This is a genomic window from Methanocella sp. MCL-LM (assembly GCF_049676595.1).
GTDB lineage: Archaea > Halobacteriota > Methanocellia > Methanocellales > Methanocellaceae > Methanocella_A.
Map to the genome: position 1 here is coordinate 191491 of NZ_CP187259.1, position 24593 is coordinate 216083.

General features: G+C 58.5%; 22 protein-coding genes. 15 read left to right on the plus strand and 7 right to left on the minus strand.

The genetic code is table 11. The features are described from left to right. Positions 1-5: 5 nt before the first annotated feature. From ACPLPM_RS01000 to ACPLPM_RS01025, 6 genes are all read left to right on the plus strand, one after another. Positions 6-2144, plus strand: a complete 2139-nt coding sequence (locus ACPLPM_RS01000; RefSeq protein ID WP_424358373.1) for a histidine kinase N-terminal 7TM domain-containing protein — start codon at positions 6-8, stop codon at positions 2142-2144. Beyond that, positions 2131-4251: a histidine kinase N-terminal 7TM domain-containing protein gene (locus ACPLPM_RS01005; RefSeq protein WP_424358374.1), complete on the plus strand. Its 2121-nt coding sequence runs from the start codon at positions 2131-2133 to the stop codon at positions 4249-4251. Before ACPLPM_RS01000 ends, ACPLPM_RS01005 begins: the two co-directional genes overlap by 14 nt. 120 nt (positions 4252-4371) lie before the next feature. Next, positions 4372-6075: a sensor histidine kinase gene (locus ACPLPM_RS01010; RefSeq protein WP_424358375.1), complete on the plus strand. Its 1704-nt coding sequence runs from the start codon at positions 4372-4374 to the stop codon at positions 6073-6075. Between the two features lie 94 nt (positions 6076-6169). After that, positions 6170-7894 carry a histidine kinase N-terminal 7TM domain-containing protein gene (locus ACPLPM_RS01015; RefSeq protein ID WP_424358376.1) on the plus strand — a complete coding sequence of 575 codons (1725 nt, stop codon included), beginning with the start codon at positions 6170-6172 and terminating at the stop codon, positions 7892-7894. Positions 7895-7919: 25 nt separating this feature from the next. Further along, on the plus strand, positions 7920-9998 hold the full coding sequence (locus ACPLPM_RS01020; protein WP_424358377.1) for a DUF835 domain-containing protein: 2079 nt from the start codon (positions 7920-7922) through the stop codon (positions 9996-9998). A 15-nt stretch (positions 9999-10013) separates the two neighbouring features. After that, complete coding sequence (locus ACPLPM_RS01025; RefSeq protein ID WP_424358378.1) at positions 10014-10829, plus strand: alpha/beta fold hydrolase; 816 nt, start codon at positions 10014-10016, stop codon at positions 10827-10829. Between the two features lie 9 nt (positions 10830-10838). Here ACPLPM_RS01025 and ACPLPM_RS01030 read toward each other — a convergent pair whose 3' ends face one another. Further along, positions 10839-11246, minus strand: coding sequence for a hypothetical protein (locus tag ACPLPM_RS01030; RefSeq protein ID WP_424358379.1), 408 nt, complete (start codon positions 11244-11246; stop codon positions 10839-10841). Positions 11247-11302: 56 nt separating this feature from the next. Between ACPLPM_RS01030 and ACPLPM_RS01035 the strand changes: the two genes are divergently transcribed. Further along, complete coding sequence (locus ACPLPM_RS01035; RefSeq protein ID WP_424358380.1) at positions 11303-11443, plus strand: hypothetical protein; 141 nt, start codon at positions 11303-11305, stop codon at positions 11441-11443. Positions 11444-11498: 55 nt separating this feature from the next. On the opposite strand, the gene ACPLPM_RS01040 is transcribed toward ACPLPM_RS01035, so the two are convergent. After that, positions 11499-11990, minus strand: coding sequence for a GNAT family N-acetyltransferase (locus ACPLPM_RS01040; RefSeq protein WP_424358381.1), 492 nt, complete (start codon positions 11988-11990; stop codon positions 11499-11501). Between the two features lie 108 nt (positions 11991-12098). Between ACPLPM_RS01040 and ACPLPM_RS01045 the strand changes: the two genes are divergently transcribed. Next, a complete protein-coding gene (locus tag ACPLPM_RS01045) occupies positions 12099-12752 on the plus strand; it encodes a hypothetical protein (protein WP_424358382.1) in 654 nt (217 codons plus the stop codon). 68 nt (positions 12753-12820) lie between these two features. Beyond that, entirely contained in the window at positions 12821-13441 is a 621-nt protein-coding gene (locus ACPLPM_RS01050; RefSeq protein ID WP_424358383.1) for a hypothetical protein, read from the plus strand. Positions 13442-14250: 809 nt separating this feature from the next. Here ACPLPM_RS01050 and ACPLPM_RS01055 read toward each other — a convergent pair. Both ACPLPM_RS01055 and ACPLPM_RS01060 read right to left on the minus strand, forming a co-directional pair. Then, entirely contained in the window at positions 14251-15369 is a 1119-nt protein-coding gene (locus ACPLPM_RS01055) for an OB-fold nucleic acid binding domain-containing protein (RefSeq protein ID WP_424358384.1), read from the minus strand. A 72-nt stretch (positions 15370-15441) separates the two neighbouring features. Beyond that, complete coding sequence (locus ACPLPM_RS01060) at positions 15442-16098, minus strand: TetR/AcrR family transcriptional regulator (RefSeq protein ID WP_424358385.1); 657 nt, start codon at positions 16096-16098, stop codon at positions 15442-15444. A 194-nt stretch (positions 16099-16292) separates the two neighbouring features. Here ACPLPM_RS01060 and ACPLPM_RS01065 point away from each other — a divergent pair, with 194 nt between their 5' ends. The 3 genes from ACPLPM_RS01065 to ACPLPM_RS01075 are packed head-to-tail and all read left to right on the plus strand — an operon-like array spanning position 16293 to position 19258. Next, complete coding sequence (locus ACPLPM_RS01065; RefSeq protein ID WP_424358386.1) at positions 16293-17570, plus strand: 3-isopropylmalate dehydratase large subunit; 1278 nt, start codon at positions 16293-16295, stop codon at positions 17568-17570. A gap of 3 nt (positions 17571-17573) precedes the next feature. Next, complete coding sequence (locus ACPLPM_RS01070) at positions 17574-18116, plus strand: 3-isopropylmalate dehydratase small subunit (protein WP_424358387.1); 543 nt, start codon at positions 17574-17576, stop codon at positions 18114-18116. Then, entirely contained in the window at positions 18116-19258 is a 1143-nt protein-coding gene (locus tag ACPLPM_RS01075; protein ID WP_424358388.1) for an isocitrate/isopropylmalate dehydrogenase family protein, read from the plus strand. Before ACPLPM_RS01070 ends, ACPLPM_RS01075 begins: the two co-directional genes overlap by 1 nt. Positions 19259-19272: 14 nt before the next feature. On the opposite strand, the gene ACPLPM_RS01080 is transcribed toward ACPLPM_RS01075, so the two are convergent. Continuing rightward, positions 19273-19497: a hypothetical protein gene (locus tag ACPLPM_RS01080; RefSeq protein ID WP_424358389.1), complete on the minus strand. Its 225-nt coding sequence runs from the start codon at positions 19495-19497 to the stop codon at positions 19273-19275. 157 nt (positions 19498-19654) lie between these two features. Here ACPLPM_RS01080 and ACPLPM_RS01085 point away from each other — a divergent pair, with 157 nt between their 5' ends. From ACPLPM_RS01085 to ACPLPM_RS01095, 3 genes are all read left to right on the plus strand, one after another. Beyond that, entirely contained in the window at positions 19655-20449 is a 795-nt protein-coding gene (locus tag ACPLPM_RS01085; protein ID WP_424358390.1) for a winged helix DNA-binding protein, read from the plus strand. 102 nt (positions 20450-20551) lie between these two features. Then, positions 20552-20926 carry a desulfoferrodoxin family protein gene (locus tag ACPLPM_RS01090; RefSeq protein ID WP_424358391.1) on the plus strand — a complete coding sequence of 125 codons (375 nt, stop codon included), beginning with the start codon at positions 20552-20554 and terminating at the stop codon, positions 20924-20926. Between the two features lie 157 nt (positions 20927-21083). Beyond that, positions 21084-21851: an AAA family ATPase gene (locus ACPLPM_RS01095; RefSeq protein ID WP_424358392.1), complete on the plus strand. Its 768-nt coding sequence runs from the start codon at positions 21084-21086 to the stop codon at positions 21849-21851. A gap of 311 nt (positions 21852-22162) precedes the next feature. Here the strand turns inward: ACPLPM_RS01095 and mgtE are convergent, their stop codons facing one another. Further along, on the minus strand, positions 22163-23494 hold the full coding sequence (gene mgtE, locus ACPLPM_RS01100; protein ID WP_424358393.1) for a magnesium transporter: 1332 nt from the start codon (positions 23492-23494) through the stop codon (positions 22163-22165). A gap of 94 nt (positions 23495-23588) precedes the next feature. After that, entirely contained in the window at positions 23589-24584 is a 996-nt protein-coding gene (locus ACPLPM_RS01105; RefSeq protein WP_424358394.1) for a metal ABC transporter substrate-binding protein, read from the minus strand. Between the last annotated feature and the right edge of the window lie 9 nt (positions 24585-24593).

Sequence of the window (24593 nt, forward strand, 5' to 3'; positions counted from 1 at the left end):
CCGGGATGTTCCAGTACACCTCATTTGTGGGCCTCTACGCGATCGCCGCGATCGTCCTGGGACTGACAGCAGCGTACGTCTGGCGGCGCCGGGACGCCCCTGGCGGCTTCTATTTTTCCATGCTTCTGATAGCCGGAATGGCCTGGGCGCTCGGCATCACGCTCGAAATGGCTGCTGTCGATGTGCAGCTCAAGATATTCTTCGCCAGGCTGACCTACGTGGGCATTGTCTCCATCGCGCCTATATGGATACTCTTTAACCTGGCGTACAGTCACCGCAGCCGGTACGTGAGCCGGAAAACCGGGGCAGTGCTCTGGATTGTGCCCGTGGTCGTTCTCGCGCTGGTCTTCACCAACGAGTGGCACCACCTGATATGGACCACCATCACCCCGGTTTCCGGAGAACCGGGCGCCGTACTGATCTACGGCCACGGCCCGGGGGTATTGCTGAGCATTGCATACTCCTACTGTACGATGCTGGCCGGGACACTGCTGCTGATCAGGACTTTGATGCGCACGTCCAGGCAGTTCTACAAGCAGACGATCACCCTCGTGCTGGGCACGCTGATGCCCCTCATCGGCAGCGTGGTCTACTTCCTGTGGCTCGGCGACGACAGGGGGATCGATCCGACCCCGCTCGCCATCGCCGCCACGGGGCTGTTCTTCGCCTGGAGCATGTTCCGGTATCAGCTGTTTGACCTGGTGCCGGTCGCCCGGGAAATTTTGATATCGAGCATGATCGACGGTGTGATCGTAATAGACGACAAGGACCGGATCATCGACCGGAACCCCGCCGCGCAGCGACTTGTGGACGGCGACGTGGCCATCGGGCAGCCGGTAGCCTCCGTACTGGCCAGGTGGCCGGACCTGGCGAGCTACAGCCAGAAGTCAGGGGACGGGCCTGCCGAGGTCAGGCTGGACCGGCCGGAAGGCCAGTACTGGCTCGACGTCCGGGTTTCGCCCATCAGGGATAACCGGGGACTGGTGACCGGCCGGCTGATGGTCATGCGCGACATCACCAAGCGCAAGAAAGCAGAGAAAGCCCTCGACGAAACCCGGTATAACTTTCAGACCCTGTTCGACACCGTGGACGACCTCCTGCTCATCGTGGACGAGAAGGGCATGATCCTCGATGTCAATAAGGCCGTAGTGAGGCGGCTGGGCTACACGAGGAAAGAAGTCGTGGGCATGGTGTTTCTAAGCCTGATCCCCCCGGAGAACAGGGAGTTCACAATAGCCGGGATAGCGGAGGTATTAGCGGGAACCCGGGAGAACGGGCCACGGGTGCTGCTCGCGAAAGACGGTGCCAGGATACAGGTCGAAACCCGGGTGGCTCCCGTGATGTGGGGCGGACGCCGGGCGGTCTTCGGCATCTCCTGCGATATCTCCGAGCTCATCAGGCAGCAGGAGGAGTTGCAGAGGATGAACGTGACGCTGAACGTGGAGGTGGAGGAGCGCAGGCGAACGGAAAAGCAGATCCAGAGCTCCCTCCGGGAGAAAGAAGTGCTGCTGAAGGAGATCCACCACAGGGTCAAGAACAACATGCAGATCATCTCCAGCCTGCTCAACCTGCAGCTGTCCGGGGAGAGCAGCGAGGAGATCGTAACGGCGTTCAGGGAGAGCCAGAACCGGATCACGACGATGGCCCTCGTCCACGAAAGGCTCTACCAGTCCGGCGACCTCTCCCGCATCGACTTCGCCGGGTACGTGCAGAGCCTGGTCGGAAACCTCCGCCGCTCCTACCCGGGTAGCTGTAACGTGAACACGCAGGTAGATGTCGAAGGCATATCCGTGGACATCGACCGGGCGATACCCTGCGGCCTCATCATCAACGAGCTGGTCAGCAACAGCTTCAAGTACGCCTTCCGGGGACGGCAGGAGGGAACCATCAGAGTTTCGTTCACCGGCTCGGGCAACGTCTGCACCCTCACCGTCAGCGACGACGGCACCGGCATGCCCCCCGGCATGGACATCAGGAACCCGGGCACGCTGGGGCTGCAGCTCGTGAACACGCTGGTCGGCCAGATCAGCGGCACGGTCGAACTGGACAGGGCCGCAGGGACCCGGTTTACTATCACCTTTAACGAAAACAGAACCTTACACAAACTACCTCTGCCACAGGGTGAACCTAATGCTACTGACTAACCTGTATCTAACCGTACTGTACGGCATTACCACGATAGTGTTCGCAGCGCTCTCGGTGTATACCTGGAAAAGACGCGGCGCCCCGGGCAGCAACTATTTCTCGCTGCTCATGGCCAGCGGTATCATCTGGGCGCTGGGGAACATGCTCCAGATGGCTGTTGCAGACGTGCAGCTGCAGATTCTCATGGCCAAGCTGACATACATAGGAGTGGTCGCGGCGCCGCCGCTGTGGCTGATGTTCAACATAGCCTACAGCCAGCGGAACCGGCAGCCGGGAAAGATTTATCTGCTCCTGTGGATCGTGCCGGTGATCTTCCTTGGCATGGTGTTCACCAACGAGCTACACCACCTGGTCTGGGTCGGCGTCACCCCGGTCTTCAGCCAGCAGACCGCCCTGATAACCTACGAGTACGGCGTGGGGATCTGGGTGAACATTATCTACTCCTATTCGCTGATGCTCGCAGGTACCGTGCTGCTGGCCCTCACGTCGCTCCGGACGTACAAGCAGTACACCAGTCAGACTATCACCCTCATGCTGGGAGCCCTGATTCCTTACGCCGGCAACATCGTCTACTTCTTGTGGCTGAACAGGTACGCCGCCTTCGATCCCACCCCCATCGCCTTCGCCCTGACCGGGCTAATCTACGGCTGGAGCATGTTCCGCTATAAGTTGTTCGACCTGGTCCCGCTGGCCAGAGAGACGATCGTGGCCGACATGGTGGACGGCGTCGTGGTGATCGACGAGCACGACCGGATCATCGACATGAACCCGGCGGCAAGAAACCTCCTGGGCAGAGGGATAAGCATCGGCCAGCCTGCGACTTCTGCGCTGGCCCCCTGGCCGGAGCTGCTGGCGTGCTGCACCTCCCCCGACGAAGAGCCGAAAGAAGTCAGCATCGGCCGCCCTGACAGCCCCCTGTGGCTGGATACCAGCGTCTCCCCCGTCCGGGACAACCGGGGACAGGTGACCAGCAGGATCCTGATCATGCGGGACATCACCAACCGCAAGCTGGCGGAAAAGGCGCTGGACGAGACCCGGAACAACTTCAGGACCCTCTTCAACACAGTGGACGACCTGCTGGTGGTCCTGGACGAAGAGGGCAGGATCGTGGAAGTGAACAACGCCATCGTAAAGCTGCTCAGGTACGACCGGGAGGAAGTCGTGGGCAGGAACATCTTCAGCCTGCTGCAGGTCGACTCCGCCTGCCTCGCAGGAAAGACCGTGGAAGAAGCCCTGGCAGAACAGCTGGAGATGGGCCCGCTGATGCTGCCCGCCAGGAGCGGCTCCTTCGTCCCGGCCGAGACGTCGCTGGCTTCAGGATTGTGGAACGGCAAAAAGGCGATCTTCGGAATCTCGAGAGACGTCACCGAGCTCATGCGCCACGAGGAACAGCTGAGGCTGTCGAACGACTCGCTGCGGCTGGAGGTAGAGGAGCGGAAGCGCGCCGAGCAGCTCATGGAAAGCTCGCTCCGGGAGAAGGAGATGCTGATGAAGGAGGTCCACTACCGGGTCAAGAACAACATGCACATCATCTCCAGCCTGCTCAACCTCCAGATCTCGAGCGAGACTCACGAGGGCATGATCGAGGCCTTCAGGGAGAGCAGGGACCGGATCATGTCCATGGCCCTCGTTCACGAGAAGCTCAACGAATCCCCGGACCCGTCCCGCATCGGGTTCGGCGAGTATACCAACACTCTGGCCGCTTACCTGGTGAACTCCTATGGCCTGACGAACAGGGTAAAGATGTCGGCCGAGGTAGACGACGTCTACGTGAACATCGACACTGCGGTGCCCTGCGGCCTGATCGTCTGCGAACTGGTATCCAACGCCGCCAAGTACGGCTTCCCGGGGGATAAAACGGGCACTATCCAGGTCCGCCTCACCAAAGAGGAGGATACTTACAACCTGTCGGTGGCAGACGACGGCGTGGGCATGCCACCGCACATCAACTTCAGGGAAGCAACATCGCTAGGCTTCCAGCTGGTAAACCTGCTAGTCGATCAGCTGGACGGAAAGATCGAGCTGGAACAGAGCCCGGGGACAAAATTCAACATCACGTTCAGGGAGAGAGCGCAGACCGGCTTCCTGCCAGCCCCCCAACAGTAGAGGACAGAGTGAGATGAGGGACAGACGCAAAACGACCGTAGCCGTCCGAAGGACACAGCCGAAAGCCAGGCCCCGGAGCACAGGCTGGTACCTGGTTATGCTGCCGGAAGGTGAACTCCGATGACTTACCCGTTCTCCCCCTACGTTATCGTGTTGCTGATCTGCGCCGCCCTCTCCGCCGCGCTGGCCTGGTACGTCTGGCACCGCCGGACATCGCCAGGAGCTATCTATTTTATCCTGCTGATGGTGTGCGCCGCAGAGTGGTCGCTCACGGGCTTCCTCGAGATGGCCCTGACCGACCTGCAGGCAAAAGTCATCTCCACCCAGCTCTCGTACCTGAGCGTCGTCTTCGTCGGCCCGCTGTGGCTGCTCTTCACCCTGGACTACGGCCGGCACCAAAAGTGGATCACCCGTAACACGATCGCGCTGCTCTGCATCATCCCTGTGCTTACGCTCGCCTTCGTGCTGACGAACACGTGGCACGGGCTGGTCTGGCCCGAGATCACGCTTCTCTCAGATGCGCCGGGTTCCACCCCGATCTACCAGCACGGAGCCGTATACTGGGTCCACGCGGGGTACTCCTACGCTTTACTCCTCCTCGGCTACGGCATCATGGCGGTAACCGCCGTCCGATCTGCCGGCAGGGAACGCCTTGTGACTATAGCCTTGCTGGCTGGCGTTGCGGTCATCTGGGCAGGAAGCATGCCTTACGCCATCACAGGCACCCCAATAGTGGGCGCGGACTTAACCCCCGTGGCGATGACGGCGACGGGATTCGTCTTAACGTGGCTCATTTTCCGCAAACGGCTGTTTGACATAGTCCCGGTAGCCAGGGAGACGCTGATCTACAGCATGAGCGACGGAGTGATCGTGATCAGCGGCGAAGGCCTGGTCGCCGAGATGAACCCGGCAGCCCGGAGGCTGACCGGCACCCCTGACCGGGACATCGGGAAGCCGGCGGAGGAAGTGCTGAAAAGCTGGCCGGACCTCCGCCGGTGCTGCCGGGGAGGAGCTGGCGATACCAGATCGGAAATTCTGCTGGACGGCCCTGCAGGGCCGAGGTGGCTGGACATCCGCACGTCGCCGCTACCTGCTGGCGACGAAGGCGGCTCCGGAAGCCTGGTCGTCATGCGGGACATCACCGAGCAGAAGCGCTCCCACGAGGCGCTCAGGGCCGAGATGCTGGAGCGGAAACGGGCGGAAGAGCAGATCAGGGTTTCGCTGCGAGAGAAGGAGGTGCTCCTCAAAGAGGTCCACCACCGGGTGAAGAACAACCTCCAGATCATCTCCAGCCTGCTCAGCCTCCAGTCCGGCAACGCCGGCGAGGAGAGCACCGACGCTTTGAGGGAGAGCCAGAACCGGATCAAGACCATGGCCCTCATCCACGAAAAGCTCTACAGCTCCCCGGACCTGTCGCACATCGACTTCGGAGAGTACGCAGCCAGCCTCACCGCCTACCTCGCCCAGTATTACGCGGCCAGCCCGGGCATCGCCATCACCATCGACATCGAGGACATCTCGCTGGGCATCGATCAGGCCATACCCAGCGGCCTCATCATCAACGAACTGATCAGCAACTCGCTCAAGTACGCCTTCAAGGACGGCAGCAGGGGCACGATATACATCGGCATGACCAGAGACGGGAACACCTATACGCTGAGGGTGAGCGACGATGGCGCAGGCCTGCCCCGGGGCCTGGACTTCCGGAACCCGGCATCGCTGGGATTACAGCTCGTCAACACCCTGGTCGACCAGCTGGAGGGGACGATAGAGCTGGATAACACAGCCGGCGCGACGTACGAGATCAGGTTCGGAGGATCATGAGCGCCCGGGAGAGCGAGCCTTTATGCGGGCGCATGATCAAATACCTGTGGCCAGGCTCGACAGCAGGAGCCCACGCGGAGAGGGCAGGTAGAAAATGACTTTACAGTTTACGGTAGATGTGGCCTTGTTCGGCATCGTCGCGCTGATCGGGGTAGCCCTGGCAGCATATGTGTGGACCAGGCGGTCTGCACCCGGAGGCACCTACTTCTCCTTCATGATGGCGGGGGTGGCATGGTGGGCTTCTGCCTACGCCGCCGAGGCCGCGATCGTCGAGCCGGCAGGTACCCTCTTTTTCGCGAAGCTGTCGTACGCCGGCATCGCCTCGGTCCCCCTGCTCTGGCTGCTGTTCACCCTTAGCTACAGTAAGCACGCGACCAGGCTGACGTCGAAGTATTTCCTGCTGCTGTGGGCGGTTCCGGTAATCACTGTGGCCATGGCGCTGACCAACGACTGGCACGGGTGGATATGGGCGAGCGTGAGCCTGAAAAGCACGCACCCCAACGCGTTCGCCTTCACCCTCGGCCCCTGGTTCTGGGTCCACGCCATCTACAGTTATATCCTCATACTGGCGGGGACCGGCCTCCTGATTAAAGCTGCCCTGCACATAGGGAAGAAACGCCGCCACCAGATCGGCATGGTGATACTGGCAGCCGTCTTCCCCCTGATCTTAAACGTCCTCCACGTCCTGAGGCTGGACAACTTCTGGGGCACCGACCCCACGCCCATCGCCTTCGTCCTCAGCGGCGCCCTCATTACGTGGGGCCTCTTCCGGTACCAGCTGTTCGACATAGTCCCGATCGCCCGGGAGACGCTGATCCAGAACATGGCCGACGGCGTGCTGGTCTTCGACAACGGGGACAGGCTGGCGGACAGCAACCGCGCGGCCCGCCGCCTGATCGGCCCGGGCGAGCTGTGGGCAGGCCAGCGGGTAGAAACGGTGCTGGCCAGATGGCCGGAACTGGCCGGCCGATGCAAGGACAGGAAAGAGACATCGCTCACGACCCCGATCGAAAACGAGGAGGGCTCCCGGTGGCTGGACATCCGCTCCTCGCTGATCAGGGATGGCGACGGAGTGCCCACCGGATACCTGGTGGTCCTGCACGATATCACCGACATAAAGAGGAGCGAAGAGGAAGCCCGAGGCTTCAGCGAGTCTCTCCAGGCAGAGATCAGGGAACGCTCGCTGGCAGAAGAGGAGGTAAAGGCGTCGCTACACGAGAAAGAGGTGTTACTGAAGGAGATCCACCACCGGGTGAAGAACAACCTCCAGATCATCTCCAGCCTGCTCAGCCTCCAGTCCGGCACCCTCTGCGACGAAGGGGACAAGAACGCTTTCAGGGAGAGCCAGAACCGCATCAAGACCATGGCCCTCATCCACGAGAAGCTGTACCGCTCCCGGGACCTGTCGCACATCGACTTCGGGGACTACGCGAGAAACCTGGCCTCCCACCTCGCCAGCTCCTACATGGTCAACCCCGGGGTGAGGATCGAGATCGACACGGGCGACATATCCCTCGATATCGACCAGACCATACCTTGCGGCCTGATCATCAACGAGCTGGTCAGCAACTCGCTCAAGTACGCGTTTACGGATAGCAGGCCGGGCAAAATTCGGGTCTGCATGTCGAAGGATGGCCCCCGGTATACGCTTACGGTAAGCGACGACGGAGCCGGCCTGCCCTCAGGCTTCGAATTCCGCAGCTGCCAGTCCCTGGGATTACAGCTTGTCAATACTCTGGTCGATCAGTTAGAAGGCACCATAGATCTGGAGCCTGGCGCGGGAACAACATTTAAGATAACCTTCAAAGAGATACACTAAGGAAACTGGCGGAGTTGGTGAGCGTATGGTAAAGATTCTGGTTGTAGAGGATGAGCACATTGTGGCGATGGACCTGCAAAGCAGGCTGGTAAGCCTGGGGTACGAAGTGCCCGAGACCGCCTCGTCAGGAGAAGAGGCGGTAGAAAAGGCCGGCCGCATCCGCCCCGACCTGATCCTCATGGATATCTTCCTGGGCGACGAGATGGACGGCATCGACGCCGCGGTGAAGATCAAGGAGCTCTACAACATCCCCCTCATCTACATCACGGCCTACGCCGATCCCAGCACCCTCCAGCGGGCCAAGCTGACCGAGCCCTTCGGGTACATCCTCAAGCCCTTTGAAGAGCGGGAGATGCTCACCAACATCGAGATGGCCCTGTACAAGTCCCGCATGGATTCGAGAGTCAAGGACAGCGAGCGCTGGCTGGCGACGACGCTGAAAAGCATCGGCGACGGCGTAATAGCGACCGACGACCGGGGCGAAATCAAGTTCATGAACCCCGTGGCGGAAACGCTCACCGGGTGGATGCAGGGCGCTGCCCTCGGCCGCAACCTCGCTGACGTGTTCCGCATTGTCTCCGAGGACACCCGCAAGCCCCTCGAAACCGCCGTCAGAGGGCTGCTGCTGGGGAATGAGACCGACATACCTCCCAACGTCCTGCTCATCGGAAGAGACGGTAAAGAGACGCCCACCTACTGCAAAGCCGCGCCCATCAGGAACGAGGAGAACCGCATCACCGGCGTAGTCGTCATCTTCAGCGACATCACCGAACGCAAGCGGGCGGTAGAAACCCTGCGGCGCAAGAACCGGGACCTGGAAGTCTACAACGCGATCACCACGGCCATCAACAGGTCGGCAAGCATAGAGGAAATGCTCAACGAGGCCCTCCGGGAGTCCATGGAGCTGCTCGAAGCCGACTTTGGCGTACTGTACCTGTTCGAGCTGGAAGGCGCACGCTACGCGCAGCTCGCCGCCATCTCCGCGAAGCCGGGATCGGAGAAAGCCATACGCTGCCGGCAGGTGCTTCACGACATCACGGTACCCACGGGCAGCATCTCCGCCGGAGTCCCCTCCATCTTCGAAGACTCCCTCGCGGCCACCGTAGTACCCATCACCGTCAAAGGCGCGCTGATAGGCATCATGGCCTTCCACCTTGCCGCCGGCATAACGGTAGGAGAAGACCGGGCAGCCATGCTCACCGGCGCCGGAGCCCAGATCGGCATCGCCGTGGAAAACCACCGGCTGTTCAAGAACGTGCAGGACACCAGCCGCTACCTCTCCGACATCATCAACGAGTCCCCCGACGCCGTGCTCACCGTGGACATGGGCGGCTTCATCGTCTCCTTCAACAAGAGCGCCTCCCGCCTGCTGAAATACGCCCCGGGAGAAGTGAACGGGCGCCACATCACCTCGCTCCTGCCAGACGAGGCAGGCGTGGACCTGGGCGAGAACAAGAACTACGTAAGAGATTTCAAATGCAAGGACGGCACCGCGATCACCCTGAACATCTCCACGTCCACGATCATCAGGGACGGCAGGAAGAACGGGTTCATCGTGACGCTGAAAGACCTTTCGGCGATCACCGGCCTGAAGATCACCCCCCTGATGGAGAAAGCCGTGGACACCGCCCAGCGGTACCACTTCGAGAAAGGGAGCATCTACCTCTTCGACCGCCGGGCCGGCAACCAGTGCATGGAAGTCTTCGCCGACCAGGTGAAGCATAACATCCAGGGCCTGTGCATCTCCAGGCAGAACCCCAAGAAGATCAGGGAAAAGTACGGCCTGGAAAAGACGCCCATCGTCTGGCTCACCGGCGGCGACGACCCCGGCGGAGAGATCACCATGAAGCCGGATAACCTCACCGGCTTAGGAGCGACGCTCGGCAAGTTCCTCGCCGGCACCAGCAACGGCCTCGTCCTCATCGACGGCGTGGAGTACCTCATGACCCGCAACGGCTTCGAGGCAGTGCTAAAGTTAGTCCAGTTCCTCAACGACAAGATCATGCAAAGCGACTGCGTCGTCATCCTCTGCATGGACCCGCTCACGCTGGAAGAGAGGCAGTACAATTTACTCCGGACCGAGACGCAGGAGTTCATCGGCTAAAGAAGGCGATAAGCCGTGGAACCAAAAACGCAGGGCGAGATCGAACAGACGATACGCAGGCCCGGCTGCGACGTGCACTACTGGGTTTCAGGAGACGACAGCAAGCCGCTGATCATCCTCATCCACGGCGCCTGCGCAGATCACGGACAATTCGACGCTCAGGTCCCCGGCCTTATCCGGGACTACCAGATAGTGCGCCCCGACGTGAGAGGCCACGGGCTTTCCAGGCCGCTGGCAGGCGATTTCAGCGTCCCCGACGCGGTAGAGGACATCCTGAGCATCCTGCGAGCCACGGGACGAAAGGATGCCATTTTCCTCGGCCAGTCCAACGGCACGTACATCATTCAGGAACTGGCATTCAGGCACCCCGAAGTAGTCAAGGCGATGATCATCGTCGACGGCACCTACATCTTCCAGAAGCTCTCGTGGAGCGAAAAACTTCTTCTTCGCATGACGCCCCACATTCTCCGCCTGTACCCGTACGGCAGCCTTGTTAAAAGCATGGCAGACGGGTCAGCCGTGAAAGAGTCGACCAGAGAGTATCTGCGGGAGACCTTCGGCCGCCTCTCTAAAACAGAGATCGTCAACGTCATGAGCGGAGTCTCCAGCTGCGTCCACCACGAGCCGGACTACCATGTTAAATGCCCGCTGTTGCTGATCAGGGGAGAACAGGATAAGCTCGGTAACATCGAGACGGCGATGAAAGAATGGTCCCTCCGGGAGCCCCGGAGCCGGTACGTCGTCATACCCGACGCAGGCCACTGCTCCAACCAGGACAACCCGGAGCAGTTCAACGCCGCGATGCAGGAATTCTTGAAAGGGCTACCGTGAACCGGCAGTTTACAACAGGTAAGCGTACACGAGATACACGAGCACCGCGTTGACCATCACGAAGGTCATGATCCCGGCCGCCGCCAGCACGCCCGCGCCGAGGATGATCGCGAGGGTGACGGCCTTCTGGAAGAGATTATAGATGCCGTAGACCAGCGCGTAGACCTTTTTCACCACGTACAGCCCGAAGCTGGTGTAGCCCGCCGCTTTGCCGGGCTTATCCCCTATGACGCTCTGCAGCTGCGCCAGGATGTCCCGGATCAGCTGGTTTATAATTTCCTGGATAAAGTCCTTGAACGCGTTGATCAGGAAGTACCCTGCGACAAGGGCGCCGAGCACCACCATCCCCAGCACGAGGATGACGTCGGCCATGATCAGGAGAAGGACGACCAGGTAGACCAGCCATTCGGAAGCCATATCACTATCTCCATATGCTATCCGGGATAAATAGTTTCACGATCGGGGGCCAGAGTATGGCTGAGCTCAAAAAGCCCTCGGAGGTCCGGGAGTTCCCGGGAGGCCGGGGAGGATTTTCAAGCTGGGAGGTCAGGGAGGATCAGAGGTCAGAGAGGAGGTCAGAGAGAATGGAAAGGTCAGAGAGGAAAATATTTTAAGATAAACCTCTCCAGCCTCCGGGTACCTCTCATAACCTTTCTCCGACTTTGCGATTTAAGAACGAGGCCTCTTGTGGCCGAGCATTCCCTTAGTCATATCGTCCCCCACGAGCTGCAGCACAGTCATCCGGGGCATGAAGCCGAAGGACTCGTAGAACGCAATCGCTGCCTCGTTGCCGGCTGCGACGGCCACGATGAGCTTTTTGACCTCCGCCGCCTTCAGCCAGGCAATTGCCCGGTACATCAGTTGCTCTCCGATGCCGCTGCGGCGATAGGCGTCCTCGACGAAGATGGAGTCGACCTCCCCGGTGTCCCCGGCGACGGTGCAGACGCAGTAGCCGACAGGAATACGGCCGGCGATGGCGAGGATGACCCTTAGCTGCTCCTTCTTGAGCAGGTCGGCCTTGCGGATGTCGAAAGTCATCTGCTCGTAGTGCTGGCGGAAATTAGGAGAGCGCACCAGGTGGTGATCGTTCAGCTTCTCCCACAGGGGGCGGATTAATTCGAGGGACTCCGGTCCCAGCTCTAGAAAGGTGACGTCTGCCATACTGGTCGGCCTGATAATTGTACTTTCATGGCTATGTGCTTTACTATACAGAGTATCGATGCATATAATAAGTTGTTATATAGTAAGTGGTTAATAGTTAGATACCGTATGATAGCCAGATCGTGGGTATTATTGATCATGCTGGTGCTGATAGCCGGAATGCTTGCCGTAAGCGGATGCACGTCTGATAGCGACACCCTGCCGCAGGACAAGTACGTGGCAGTCGAGGAACACCTGCGGGTGAGCAGCAAGCTGATCGATGGCACGTACCCATTTCCGCCGCATGTCACGATGCCTGTGATATACAGTTACGATGGCATCATCGACCCTGCGTTCGCATCCAGAGACTATGGCTACTACCCGGAGATCAACGACAGCTTCAAAGTGCTTTATGGCACCACTATTGAAGAGGATTTAACATACTGGAATACCTGGGTCGGCTTACGGATCAAGGGCTTATATCATTTCCCGTATACCGGAGAATCTGGCTTTACGCTACAAAAAGTAGACAGCGACGGAACGATTTACGGGAGTTACAATAACACATCGATCGTTTTAAAGACTGGTGACATGTGGGAATCACCCATATACAGCGAGACTAGAACAGACAGTGGAATGGCTTTTGGAGATACCCCTTATCAGTACACTGCCATCTACAACACGACCTGGACGATTATAAACCGGGGAGTCCATGACAAGGCAAACCTGACCAGATATCATAACAATCTATCGGATACAGGGTATTACATGGTATACAGATAACAGCACGAGGATGAGTAATAATGACTCGAAGCATTACTAGCTTACTCCTGCTTTTACTCATATCAAGTATGCTCACAGTGAGCGGATGTACATCTGGTAACGGCACACTGCCGCAGGACAAGTACGTAGCCATTGATGAACACCTGGATGTTACCTGCAGCCTGATCAATGGCACGGACCCATCGATCCCCCACATCACCCTGCCCGTTGTGTTTGATTATGACGGTAATACCAAAAGCAGCAACTGGGGTGGACGGATTAGTAGCTGGGGCGACACGCCTGACGGTTATTACCCCGAGATCAACGACAGCTTCAAAGTGCTCTTCGGCTCAAGCTATTACCGGGACCTTGCACCCCGGGATACTCGTACAGGCCTGCAGGTTAGCGGCGTATACGCTTTCCCGTATACGGGCGGATCTGGCTTTACCATCGAAAGCGTCGCCAGTAATGGTACCGTATACGCCAGCTATCACAACACGTCGATCTTGTTAAAGCCCGGAGACAAGTGGACAGCTCCAGTGACCTGTGAGATCAGAAGCGCCAGTGGTGCATGGATGGGCAGTCCATTTACTTACGTAGCCAGCTTCAACACGACCTGGACTGTAACTAACAGGGGTGTTTTCGACAAGTCGAACCTGACGAAATATCACAATAACCAGTCGAATATCGGATACTACCAGAGTTATTGATATGCTGAATTAGCCTTGTCATCTCGATGTTCGCCTTTTGAACGCCTGCATTCGCAGGCGTTCTCAAAGGCGTTCCGTGAAGGAGCGCTGCGCTGTAACCGACTGGAAGCAGTCCCTTGTATACAGAACACAGATTGCACAGATTGACACAGATTGACACAGATGATTAACTGCATAAAAGGAGTAAGGCAAACTCGTTTCTGATGATTATCTGTTATCGTCTGTGTTCCATGAAAAATTGTTGGTCCGGGAGGTGTTGAGAGGTCAGAGAGGAGGTCGGAGAGGTGCAGGGAGTTCGGAGAGGACACGTTCAAGCTGGGAGGTTAGAGAGGTTAAGAGGTCTGAGAGGAGGTTATGTGAGGCACTCGGAGGTCCGAGAGGATAGATTTAAAAATTATCCTCCCTGACCTTTCCACACTCCCCATCCTCCTCTCTGACCTCCGACCCTCCCTGACCTCCCAGCTTGAAAATCCTCCCAAACCTCCCGGGAACTCCCCGGCCTCCAGGAGTTTTTCATCGGCTTAACTTGAAAAACCTGTTTTCATAAGCCGAGTCAATCTGTATCATCTGTGCAATCTGTGTTCTGTATACAAGGGACTGCTTCCAGTTGGTCACAGCGCAGCGTTCGTGTACGTTCGCGAACTCAGGTACAACATTTCAGGATATGGCGATGACAGGACATTTTCTGATGAACGCTCAAAAAGTTCCAGTAATAGAATATGCGATCATCAGACGGCTGTCGGTCCGTAAAAAAAGACGATGGCATGAAGTGACGCCAGCTTACAGGCGTCACATCACAATAATTTACATCACTCGATTTTCCTGACCGAGCTTCTCCAGTTCGCCGACAGCTCGATCTCCTGCTTCATGTTGACCCGGGCCTGGACGTCCGTGACGATGATCTTGTCGCCCACCGATAGCGCCTCGGCGGCGTTGGCCAGCTCGCCCCAGAACACGACGCGAATGCGGCCGGACTCGTCTGAGATGTGTACGCCGCACAGCCGTCCGGGCTTGCCGTCCTTGGTGGTGAACTCCCTGACGCCGTCGATGCCGGTGACCGTGCCCTTGACATTGTACGACTGGTCGGGCACGATCTCCCCGATCTTGGTGACCTCTTCCTCGTACTGCACGGGCTTCTCGGCCTTTCTTATGATGCCCCGGCTGCCGACCTGCAGTTCCACGCCGCCGTTGAAGGACTCTCTGGTGTACCCGTGTAAGAGTTCGATGCTCTCCCCGGGCTGGAAGGGGTCGAGTTCCTTGATCTTCGTGTCCCAGACGGTGACCCTGATCTTGCCGGAGTCGTCGCCGAGCATGAGGCTGGCTAAAGTGCCGCTGGACCCGTCTTTGCGGTTGAAGGACTTCGGCTCCTGCCGGGAGAGGATGACCCCCTTTACTGAGACGTTGCCGAGGCCGGCCTTGAGGTCCTTGATCTTGCTCATGGAGTCTTTTACAGTAATTTTAGCGTCGTCCTTCATGAGGCCGCCGCCTCTGCCGATGGTGACTTCCAGGCCCTGCTGGCCTTCCTTGATATAGCCCTTTACCCGGATGACGTCGCCTTCCTTGAGGTCGCCCGTCTTGATCAGGTCTGCCAGGTCGTCCCACAGCACTACTCTGATCTCCCCGGTCTCATCCGCCACCAGGATGTTGGCGACCCGGCCCGCGGTGCCGTCCTGGCGCGAAAACTCTCGGGGCGGGAACGCGCCGGTGATCTTGCCCACGAACTCCGCGTTGCGCTTGTCCAGGGTGATGTCCTTGATCTTGATGGCTGCCGCTCCCTCGACGCCTAAGTCGTGCGCCACCAGCATGGCCGCGGTGCGCTCGTCGCAGAGGCCTCCCATGGCCTCCATCTTCTCGTCTACCATCTTGTTGAATTCCTTCTGGGAAATCTTACCGCCCAGCTTTTCGTAGATATCAAGGGTATCGGACATGCTCAAGTCACTCGCTGAAAGTAAGCCTTAGAGTATATTAATGTTGTCGATTTATGACGTGAAAGAAACTTATTAAACCCCTCTCACGGGAGTGCTCTTCAGCTCGATAGCCTGCCGCAGCATGTCGAGGGTGAAGTAGACGATCTCGTCCCGGGTCGCGGCGGGGCTGCCCCTGGTGACGTGGACCTCGTGGGACGTCCGGATCATGGCCGTCGTGGCTTCCATCAAAAGCAGGGCAGTCTTCCGGGGCTCTGCCGCCGGCCGGATGGTACCGTCCGCGATCCCTGTACGTACTGCCTCTATGGTGGTCTGTAGCGCCCGGTGCTTGGCGTGCAGGAACTGATCTTTGACCGCCTCACCCAGGGTGCCAGCAGCCGCACGCTGCTGGGCATCGAGCAGCATACCGAAATAGACGGGGTATTTTTTGGAGAACTCGTAGTAGGCCAGCCCGCCCGCGTATATCTTGCTGATGCCCTTCTTCTCTCCTGCCATAGCTGCCCCGACCATATCGCCCATGAGGGCGATCCCCCTGAGGACGACCGCCACGTACAGCGCATCCTTGTTCTCGAAGTACAGGTATAGCGTGCCCTTTGCCAGCTTAGCCTCTCTCGCCACGTCCTCCATCTTGACGCTGTCGTAGCCTTTAGTGGCGAACAGTTTTTCGGCTGTGTCGATGATGGTCAGCCTGCGCCCTTCCTTTTCCAGCTCTTTTCGCTGTGCTGTAGTCATATGCATAGCACCAGTGTTGTGACTATTGGTCAATTTGTGACCCATGGTCATATGATGACTTTAGGTCATTTTTACATATATAGCTTCGTGCATACCGATTGTTATTATTATGTAAACTTATTTACACCATATTGTCACATTAGTCTTTAGGTAGATTTATAAAGGGCACATGGAAACTATGCATTGTAATCACTATGGCCACCAAGCTGACAATCACTGAAAAGATCTTCGGCAGGGCTTCGGGCAAGAGCGTGAAGGCCGGCGATTTCGTGCTGGCCGACATAGACCGGGCGATGACGCACGACATCACCGGGCCGCTCGCGGTCGAGGGCTTCTACGAGATCATGAAGAACCAGGAAGACAAGAAGGTCTGGGACCCGGAGAAGATCGTCATCCTCTTCGACCACCAGGTGCCGGCCGACTCCCTGGCGGCGGCACAGAACCACATCATGCTGCGCAAGTTCGCGAAGGACCAGAAGATCAAGCACTTCTACGACGTCTTCGAGGGCGTGTGCCACCAGGTCATGCCGGAGAAGGGCCACGTTGAGCCTGGCATGCTGGTCGTAGGCTCGGATTCGCACACCTGCGCATATGGTGCGCTGGGCGCCTTCGCCACGGGCATCGGCTCTACCGACATGGCCGCGGCCTTTGCGCTGGGCAAGCTCTGGTTCAAGGTACCCGAGACCATCCGGTTCGAGGTCAACGGCAAACTCGGAGACCGCGTATACAGCAAAGACGTCATCCTCATGCTCATCGGCGCCGTCGGCGCGGACGGCGCTCGCTACAAGGCTTGCGAGTACGCCGGCGAGGTCATCAGGAACCTGGACATATCCCAGCGGATGACCATCAGTAACATGGCCATCGAGATGGGCGGCAAGGCCGGCATCATCGAACCTGACAAGAAGACGGAAGAGTACGTCAAGGCCAGGGTCAAGGGCTACAAGCTTGACAAGGACATGAAGAGCGATGAGGGCGCGAAGTACGCCGATATCATGGAGTACGACCTCTCCGAGATGCCTCCGCAGGTCGCCTGTCCCCACAACGTGGACAACGTGGTGGACGTCACGGAGGTCGAGGGCAAGAAGGTCGACCAGGTCTTCCTGGGCAGCTGTACCAACGGCCGGTTCGAGGACCTCAAGATCGCCGCAGAGATCATGGGCAGCAAGCCGGTCGCCAAAGGCGTGCGGATGATCGTCATCCCGGCCTCCAGGACCGAGTACATGAAGGCCCTCAAGGCAGGCCTCATCGACCAGTTCATGACCGCCGGCGCCATGGTCGAGAACCCGTGCTGCGGGCCCTGCATGGGCGGCTCCTTCGGGCTGCTCGGCCCCGGAGAGGTAGGCCTGGCCACCTCTAACAGGAACTTCAAGGGCCGGCAGGGTAGCGCCGATGCGTTCGTCTATCTCAGTTCGCCCGCCACAGCGGCTGCCTCCGCCATCAAAGGAAAGATCACCGACCCGAGGAGCGTGTAAAAAATGAAGGTATGGAAGTTCGGAAACGACGTGGATACTGACGCAGTCATTCCCGGCCGTTTCCTCATCATCAACGATCCTAAGGAACTCGCTAAGCACGCCTTCGAGGGCGTCAGGCCGGAGTTCCGGGAAAAGGTCAGGCCAGGCGACGTCATCGTGGCCGGAGACAACTTCGGCTGCGGCTCCTCCCGGGAGCACGCGCCGCTGGCGCTGAAAGGCGCCGGAGTCCGGTGCGTCATCGCGAAGTCCTTTGCGAGAATATTCTTCAGGAATTCGATCAACATAGGCGTTACTCTGCTGGAGTGCCCCGATACGGATAGGATCTCCGAGGGCGACGTGCTAGAAATAGATGAAAAGAAGGGCGTCATCGTCAACAAGACGAAGAAGGAGAAGTACCAGGTCACCCCGGTGCCGGAGTTCCTTGCCGAGATAGTGGAGAGCGGCGGGCTCATAGAGTACGCGAGGAAGATGGTAGACTCGAAGAAGAAGCCGGCGAAGAAGGCAGCGGCAGGCAAGAAGAATGCCAGTAAGAAGGGGGCTCAGTAATGGTTTCATATAAAGTACCGGTCATAGCAGGTGACGGCATCGGCCCCGAAGTGATAGCGGAAGGCAAGAAGGTAATCCAGGCAGCTCAGGAAGTATACAACTTCGACGTCGAGTGGATCGACATGCCGTTCAGTGCCGATCATTATGTACGCACGGGCGAGACGATCAGCGAATCCTCGCTTAAGGAATTATCGAAGTACCGGGCCATATTCCTGGGCTCCATCGGCGACGACAAGAAGGTCAAGCCGGGCGTGCTGGAGAAGGGCATCCTCCTCACGATGAGGTTCTACTACGACCAGTACGTGAATCTCAGGCCGGTCAAGCTCATGGAAGGCGTGGAGACCCCGCTGAAGGGCAAGACTGCCGCGGACATCGACTTTTATGTTGTCCGAGAGAACACCGAGGACTTCTACGTGGGCATCGGCGGCCGGTGTAAGAAGGGCGCCAGCAAGCAGGAGCTCGAAGTCATCAGGCAGATGTACTCCGTCAAGTTCGGCCTCGACGTGGAGACCGACAGCGACGAGATCGCCTACCAGCTGGGCGTAGTCTCGAAGGAGGGCGCAAAGCGGATCATCGAGTACTCCTTCGATCTCGCGAATTCCCGGCCTAAAAAGCACCTGTCCAGCGTGGACAAGGCGAACGTCCTGACCGACATATACGGCTTCTGGCGAGAAGTGTTCACCGAGACCGCGGCGAAGTACCCAGCAGTGAAGACCGACTTCAACTACGTGGACGCGGTGACGATGTGGTTCGTCAAGAATCCCGAGTTCTTCGACGTGGTCGTCTCGCCCAATATGTTCGGCGACATCATCACCGACCTGGGCGCCATGATCCAGGGCGGCCTCGGATTAGCCCCCGGCGGCAACATCAACCCCAAAGGCACCAGCATGTTCGAGCCCATGGGCGGCTCCGCCCCTAAGTACAAGGGCCTCAACAAGGTGAACCCGATCGCCACGATCTGGGCAGGGGCCATGCTGCTGGAGCACCTCGGCGAAAAGCAGGCCGCGGCGGGCATCGTCGACGCCATCGAGCAGAACCTGAAAGAGAAGAAGGTCCGCACGTACGACCTCGGCGGCTCCGCGGGGACGTCCGACGTGGGCACCGACATCGCGAGAATCGTTAAGCAGCAGGGGCGCAAATAAGCCCCTTTTCTTTTTTACCTGAAGAACTGTTGACCGCCCCGGGTGGCGGCCATTGCTTCGGCGTTGTAGCGCTGCCGGTCGTGCTCCGCCCGGCGCTCTGGGTCAGATAGAGCATTGTCAGCCCGATCGTTTCTGGCAAACGAGTTGAGTGCTGCGGTGCTTGTATGGCTGAAGGCCTTGCAGACATACCGGTAAAGGGCAAGCAAGGTATGTTTCAGCTTGAATAGTGCAGTTTCCATAATCGTCCTCAACATGCTGTTGGAGAGTGATGAAGAAAACTGTTAAGGGAAAACTAGTATACTAAAAATTTCCCTGCCTGTCAACTGCTGCTATTTCAAGGTTGATTTCGTACGATCACAGTAATTTTCATATACTCAAGCCCCAGATATTCAGGCGATGAGGAAGGACAGGATCGAGGAGCGGATCGCCGGCATCGAAAAGGACATGAAGGAACTGCGATCGGAGATCCGGCAGGAGCTGCGGTCGATGGTCTCCGAGCTCAAGGAGTTCCAGAAGCTCATGGTCGAAGACCGGATCGGCAATGTCCAGGCCGCCATGTCCCGGCAATATAGCCAGATGGCCTACGACGGCGCGCTGGAAAACGCCCGTTCGACATTCCGGGAGCGTATGTGCCGCGATTGTCCGCCTGGCGAGAACCGTGATGCATGCATCGACCATCTGGTGGACAAGCACCTGCGGGAGGGCATCGACCAGCTGGATCAGGCCAGCCCGGAGACCATAGAGACCACCCGCAAGGGCATCGTCGACCGCGATGCGAAAGAGCGTATAGGCGAAGATAGCGCCGCGTGCTTGTACTGTTATAAGATCTACGACTCCGAGCGCGACCGGCTGCTGGCTATGGGCGAAAAATTTGTCAAATACCGGCAAGGTCTGGCTCAGGCACGGACGACCGCCTACTTCAGCCAGCTACCCGACGACCTGACCATCTCCGAGCTCGTCGACCCCCTGGCCCACCGGTCCCGGTTCGTCATGCTGAAAAGCCTGACGTCAGGCGGTATGTCGTTCAAGGAACTGGGAGAAGTGACCGGCCACGAAGGCGGCCACCTGGTCTACCATGTGAAAAAGCTGGCCTCTGCCGGCCTCATCTCGAAAGAGGAGAGCGGGCTTTACCAGATCACCGAGAAGGGCCTTGGTGTCATGGATGTTATAAGGAAGATGTACGGGAGATAAAGCCTATCCTATCAAACACTATACAGGACTCATTAAGTGGCTTCGCTCGATCTGCCGGGCACCCTTTTCTCGCCTCAGGACGACCTTCGACTAGTGATATGAATGGGATGGAGATGGATAATACTGCCATGCCTGGCATTTGTACTCCTGCTTGCAGCCTCGGGCATAGCCAGCGCCGACAGGGCTGAAGCGCACATAGATGCTCCTGACACAGTAAGGCCGGGGGAAAGCGTGCCGATCGTCCTGAACCTGCACCACGAGGACTCGGCGCTGGGGCATTACGTGAACAGCGTGAAGCTTTACGATGGGGACAGGCTCCTGAAAGAGTGGACTTACGACAGGAGTAACTTCAAGAAAGCCGAAGAATGGTCGGTCACGTATACAGGCAGCTTTGACAAAAACACTAATCTCCGGGCGATGGCTAACTGCAACCTCCATGGTGGGGATGGCTCGAGTAAAAGCATTGTTGTGCGGTGAAAGAGTGACGCCCGGCCTATGAGGGACACGCCTGGACGGAAGAGTAACTGCGGTATAGAAAGTACAGTGCGTCAACGTGATTTTAAAAGTTTCTTTTGTGAAAAGAAACTTTTATCTTTTCACAACCATAAGTACGAGCAGGCAGGAGTCTTTCAGGATGAAGATCGCCATCTGCGGAAAGGGCGGCAGCGGCAAGAGCACGATCACGGCGCTGCTGGCAAAGAGCATGGCCCGGCGGGGCCGGAGAGTCTTAGTCGTCGACATGGACGAGTCCAACCTCGGCCTGCACCTCTACCTCGGCATGAAAGGGCACGACAGCCTCATGGGTCGGCTGGGCGGGAAGGCGGAGTACGGCAAGCGCGTGCAAGGTGCCAGGCTTTCGGGCAAGGGCAGCATCTTCGACTCGAAGTGGCGGCTCGAGGACATCCCCGCCGACATGGCGGAGGAGAAGGCTGGCATCAAGCTCCTCTCGGTCGGGAAGATCCAGAAGTTCGGGGAGGGTTGTGCCTGCCCGATCGGCACGCTCTCGAAGCAGTTCTTCGACAACCTGATCATGGACGAGAAGGACGTAGTCATCATGGATACCGCCGCCGGCGTGGAGCACTTCGGGCGGTCGGTCGAGCAAGGCTTCGACTACGTGATTGCCGTGGTGGAACCGTCTTACGAGTCAGTCGTGCTGGCGAAACAGATGAGAGAGATGGCCTCCGGCCACGTCGGCAGGACTCTGTTCGTGGTAAACAAGGCCGACGCTGAAACCAGAGAGACGATCCTCGAAGCCCTGGGCAGCGAGGATGTAATCGCGGTGCTTCAAGCAGATAAAAGCCTGCTGAAAGCCTCGGTCCTGGGCAGTGAGCTTACCATGGCCGTAAAAGAGATCGATGATCTGGCAGCTATGCTCGAAAGCGATCACTACCAGAGCAGGTAATTTTCGAAATGTCCCGTCGAAACTGTACAGTATATAGGATGTTGTCTCTGTGCCCGTGAACGATGACGAACGCTGCGCTGTGCCAGATCACAGATTGTTACAGATTCGACAGATTTCACAGATGCTGATCGATAATCAATAAGTAAAGGGCTCATAGTAGTCCTTTCATTTAGAATAGTCATCTGTGCAATCTGCGCAATCTGTCGTAATCTGTGATCTGGCACAGCGCAGCGTTCGTATTGTTGTCTCACGTCGCCTAAGCAATATGAAACGCGCAGCGCAGCGTTCGTCTTCCTGATATCTTCCGGTTCTCACAGCCCTAAATACCACGTAGCGAAGCTCAGGTACACGAACACCCCGATGACGTCCGCGAGGGACGTGACCAGCGGCACGCTCGAAGACGCGGGGTCGAGCCGGAGCCGGGTCAGGAGGAAGGGCAGCGACATGCCGATGAGCGAGCCGACGATGACCACCGCCACCATGGTAAGGGCGATGACGACGGCGAGGTCGGGGCCGCCCCGGTACAGGCCGAGGAGCGATACGGCCAGGGCGAGGGTTAAGCCGATCAAGAACGCGACGGTAGCCTCTTTGATCAGCAGTCCCAGCCAGTCCTTCACCGCCACGTCTCCCGTCGCCAGCGCGCGGACGACCAGGGTGGCCGACTGGGCGCCCGCGTTGCCGGCGCTGGCGATGATCAGCGGCATGAAAAAGACGAGGACTACTACAGATTCGATGGTTCCCTCGTACAGGGCGATGGCCGCGCCGGTAAAGATGTTCATGACGACCAGGATGAGCAGCCAGGGCACCCGCTTCTGGTAGAGCAGCCAGGTGCTCGCGTCTTTCAGGCTCGTCTTGATGACGCCTACAGAGCCCAGTTTCTGGAAGTCCTCGGTGGCCTCTTCTTCCAGCACGTCCAGCACGTCGTCGAACGTCACCGTCCCCACCAGTCGTTCCTCGCTGTCCAGCACGGCGATGGCGGGGAGATCGTAGTCTACGACGACCCTTGCCGCTTCGGCCTTGCTGTCGCCAGTATAGACGAAGGCCTCAGGGTCTGTCGCGAGGTCGCCCATGAGCACGCCGGGCTTCGCCTTGATCAGGCTTCCCAGCGTCACGTAGCCTTGATAGACCCGCTGGTCGTCGGTGACGAAGATCACCTGCATCTCGTCCGGCCGGAGCGGGGTGGCATAAAGGGTGGATAAGACTTCTCCCGCCGTCTTGCCGGACTTCGCCGAAAGGTACCGGGACGACATGATCCTGCCGGCGCTGCCTTCGGGATAGCCGAGGATCAGGTTGACCGACTCCCGGGCTTCAGGGCTGAGCGCTCTCAGGAGTTTTTTGGTGACGATGGCGGGCAGCTCCTCGAACAGGCGGGCCCGGTCATCCGGGTCCAGGCTCTCCACCAGTTTGATCGTGTCGGGGTCGCCCATCAGGTCGATGAGCCGGGCCTGGTCCTCCACGTCCATCAGCTCGAAGAGCTGCAGTGCCTTATCTTTGTGGAGAAGCCTGAAGGCAGGCACCATCAGGTGCGGCTCCATATCCCCGAACAGGTCGCTCAGCTCCACCCGGTCGAGGCTGTTCAGGTAATCCCGCAGCTCTCCCCATCGTTTATTTTCAAACAGCTCGTCGAAGGTGGCGTCGGGCATAGGAAGCATTCCTGTTAGTCAGTCCAATATAGGCTTACCTGCTATTATAGGTTAGGAGCAAAAAGAGAAAGAGGAGGAGGTCAGTCGAGCCGGCTCACTGGCGGCTACGGCCTGCGGCGGCCAACAGGAGCCCTGCTCCCAGGCCCGCGAGGATCGCAGTACTGCCAGCGGGTGCCGCTTCAGCGGCAGCGGGCGTGGTCCCCTGCGATAAGACCAGCTGCTTGTTGTACTGGAGTACGTCCGCCATCGTGTCGGAGTTCGGCACCGAGCCGGGGAAGTTGGTGAAGATCACCCGCTTTGCGTTGATGCCTTTGTCGTGCAGCGCCTCCTCGACGCCCCTGGCCAGCTCGGTGGACTGCTTGTTCTCGATGACGTAGGAGACGTTTCTGTACTTCTCCGGGTTGGCGTTGATATCGTCGACCAGCTTCGCCGGCGTCTTTGTGCCATTCAGCACGAACTCGGGGGCGAAGAAGTTGACCACCTTCATGCCGAGCCAGTTCTCGACCGGGCCCTTCTGCCAGTACATGACGATAACCTCGGTCTGGCTGAGCTGTTCCAGCTCTGCCGGAGCCGGGCCGACGGCATCGAACGTACTGGCGTATTCAACGTATCGCTGCTCGTAGTAGTCCTTTCCCGCCGGGTCCCTGTCGATGAGCCAGCCCTTCACTTCGGCGGCCAGGGCTTTGGACTTCTCCGGAGTGTTCCACCCGGCGCCGGGGGTGGCGGACTTCACCCACGTCACGTTGCCGTAGCCGTTGGCCATCATGAAATCGTTCACGGCAGGAAGGTTATACGATACATCGTTATTGTCTCCGTAGGCCACAAACAGGTCCGCTGTCCTGATGAACTCCCGGTTGAGCTGCAGCCTGTTCGGCAGGATGTCGGCCTGCAGGTGCGGGCACATCGTGGGGTCGGCCACGGAGATCGCTTCCACTCTGTCGCCCCCTATGAAGGCTACCTGGTCCTGGAGGACCGAGGTCGTACAGACCACCTTTAGCTTTGCGTCAGCCTGCTGAGCGCCCGCGGGGGCTGCCAGCGAGATTGATAGTGTTACTATCAGGAGTATCGAGAATAATCGCATGTGTAGCATACATATGAT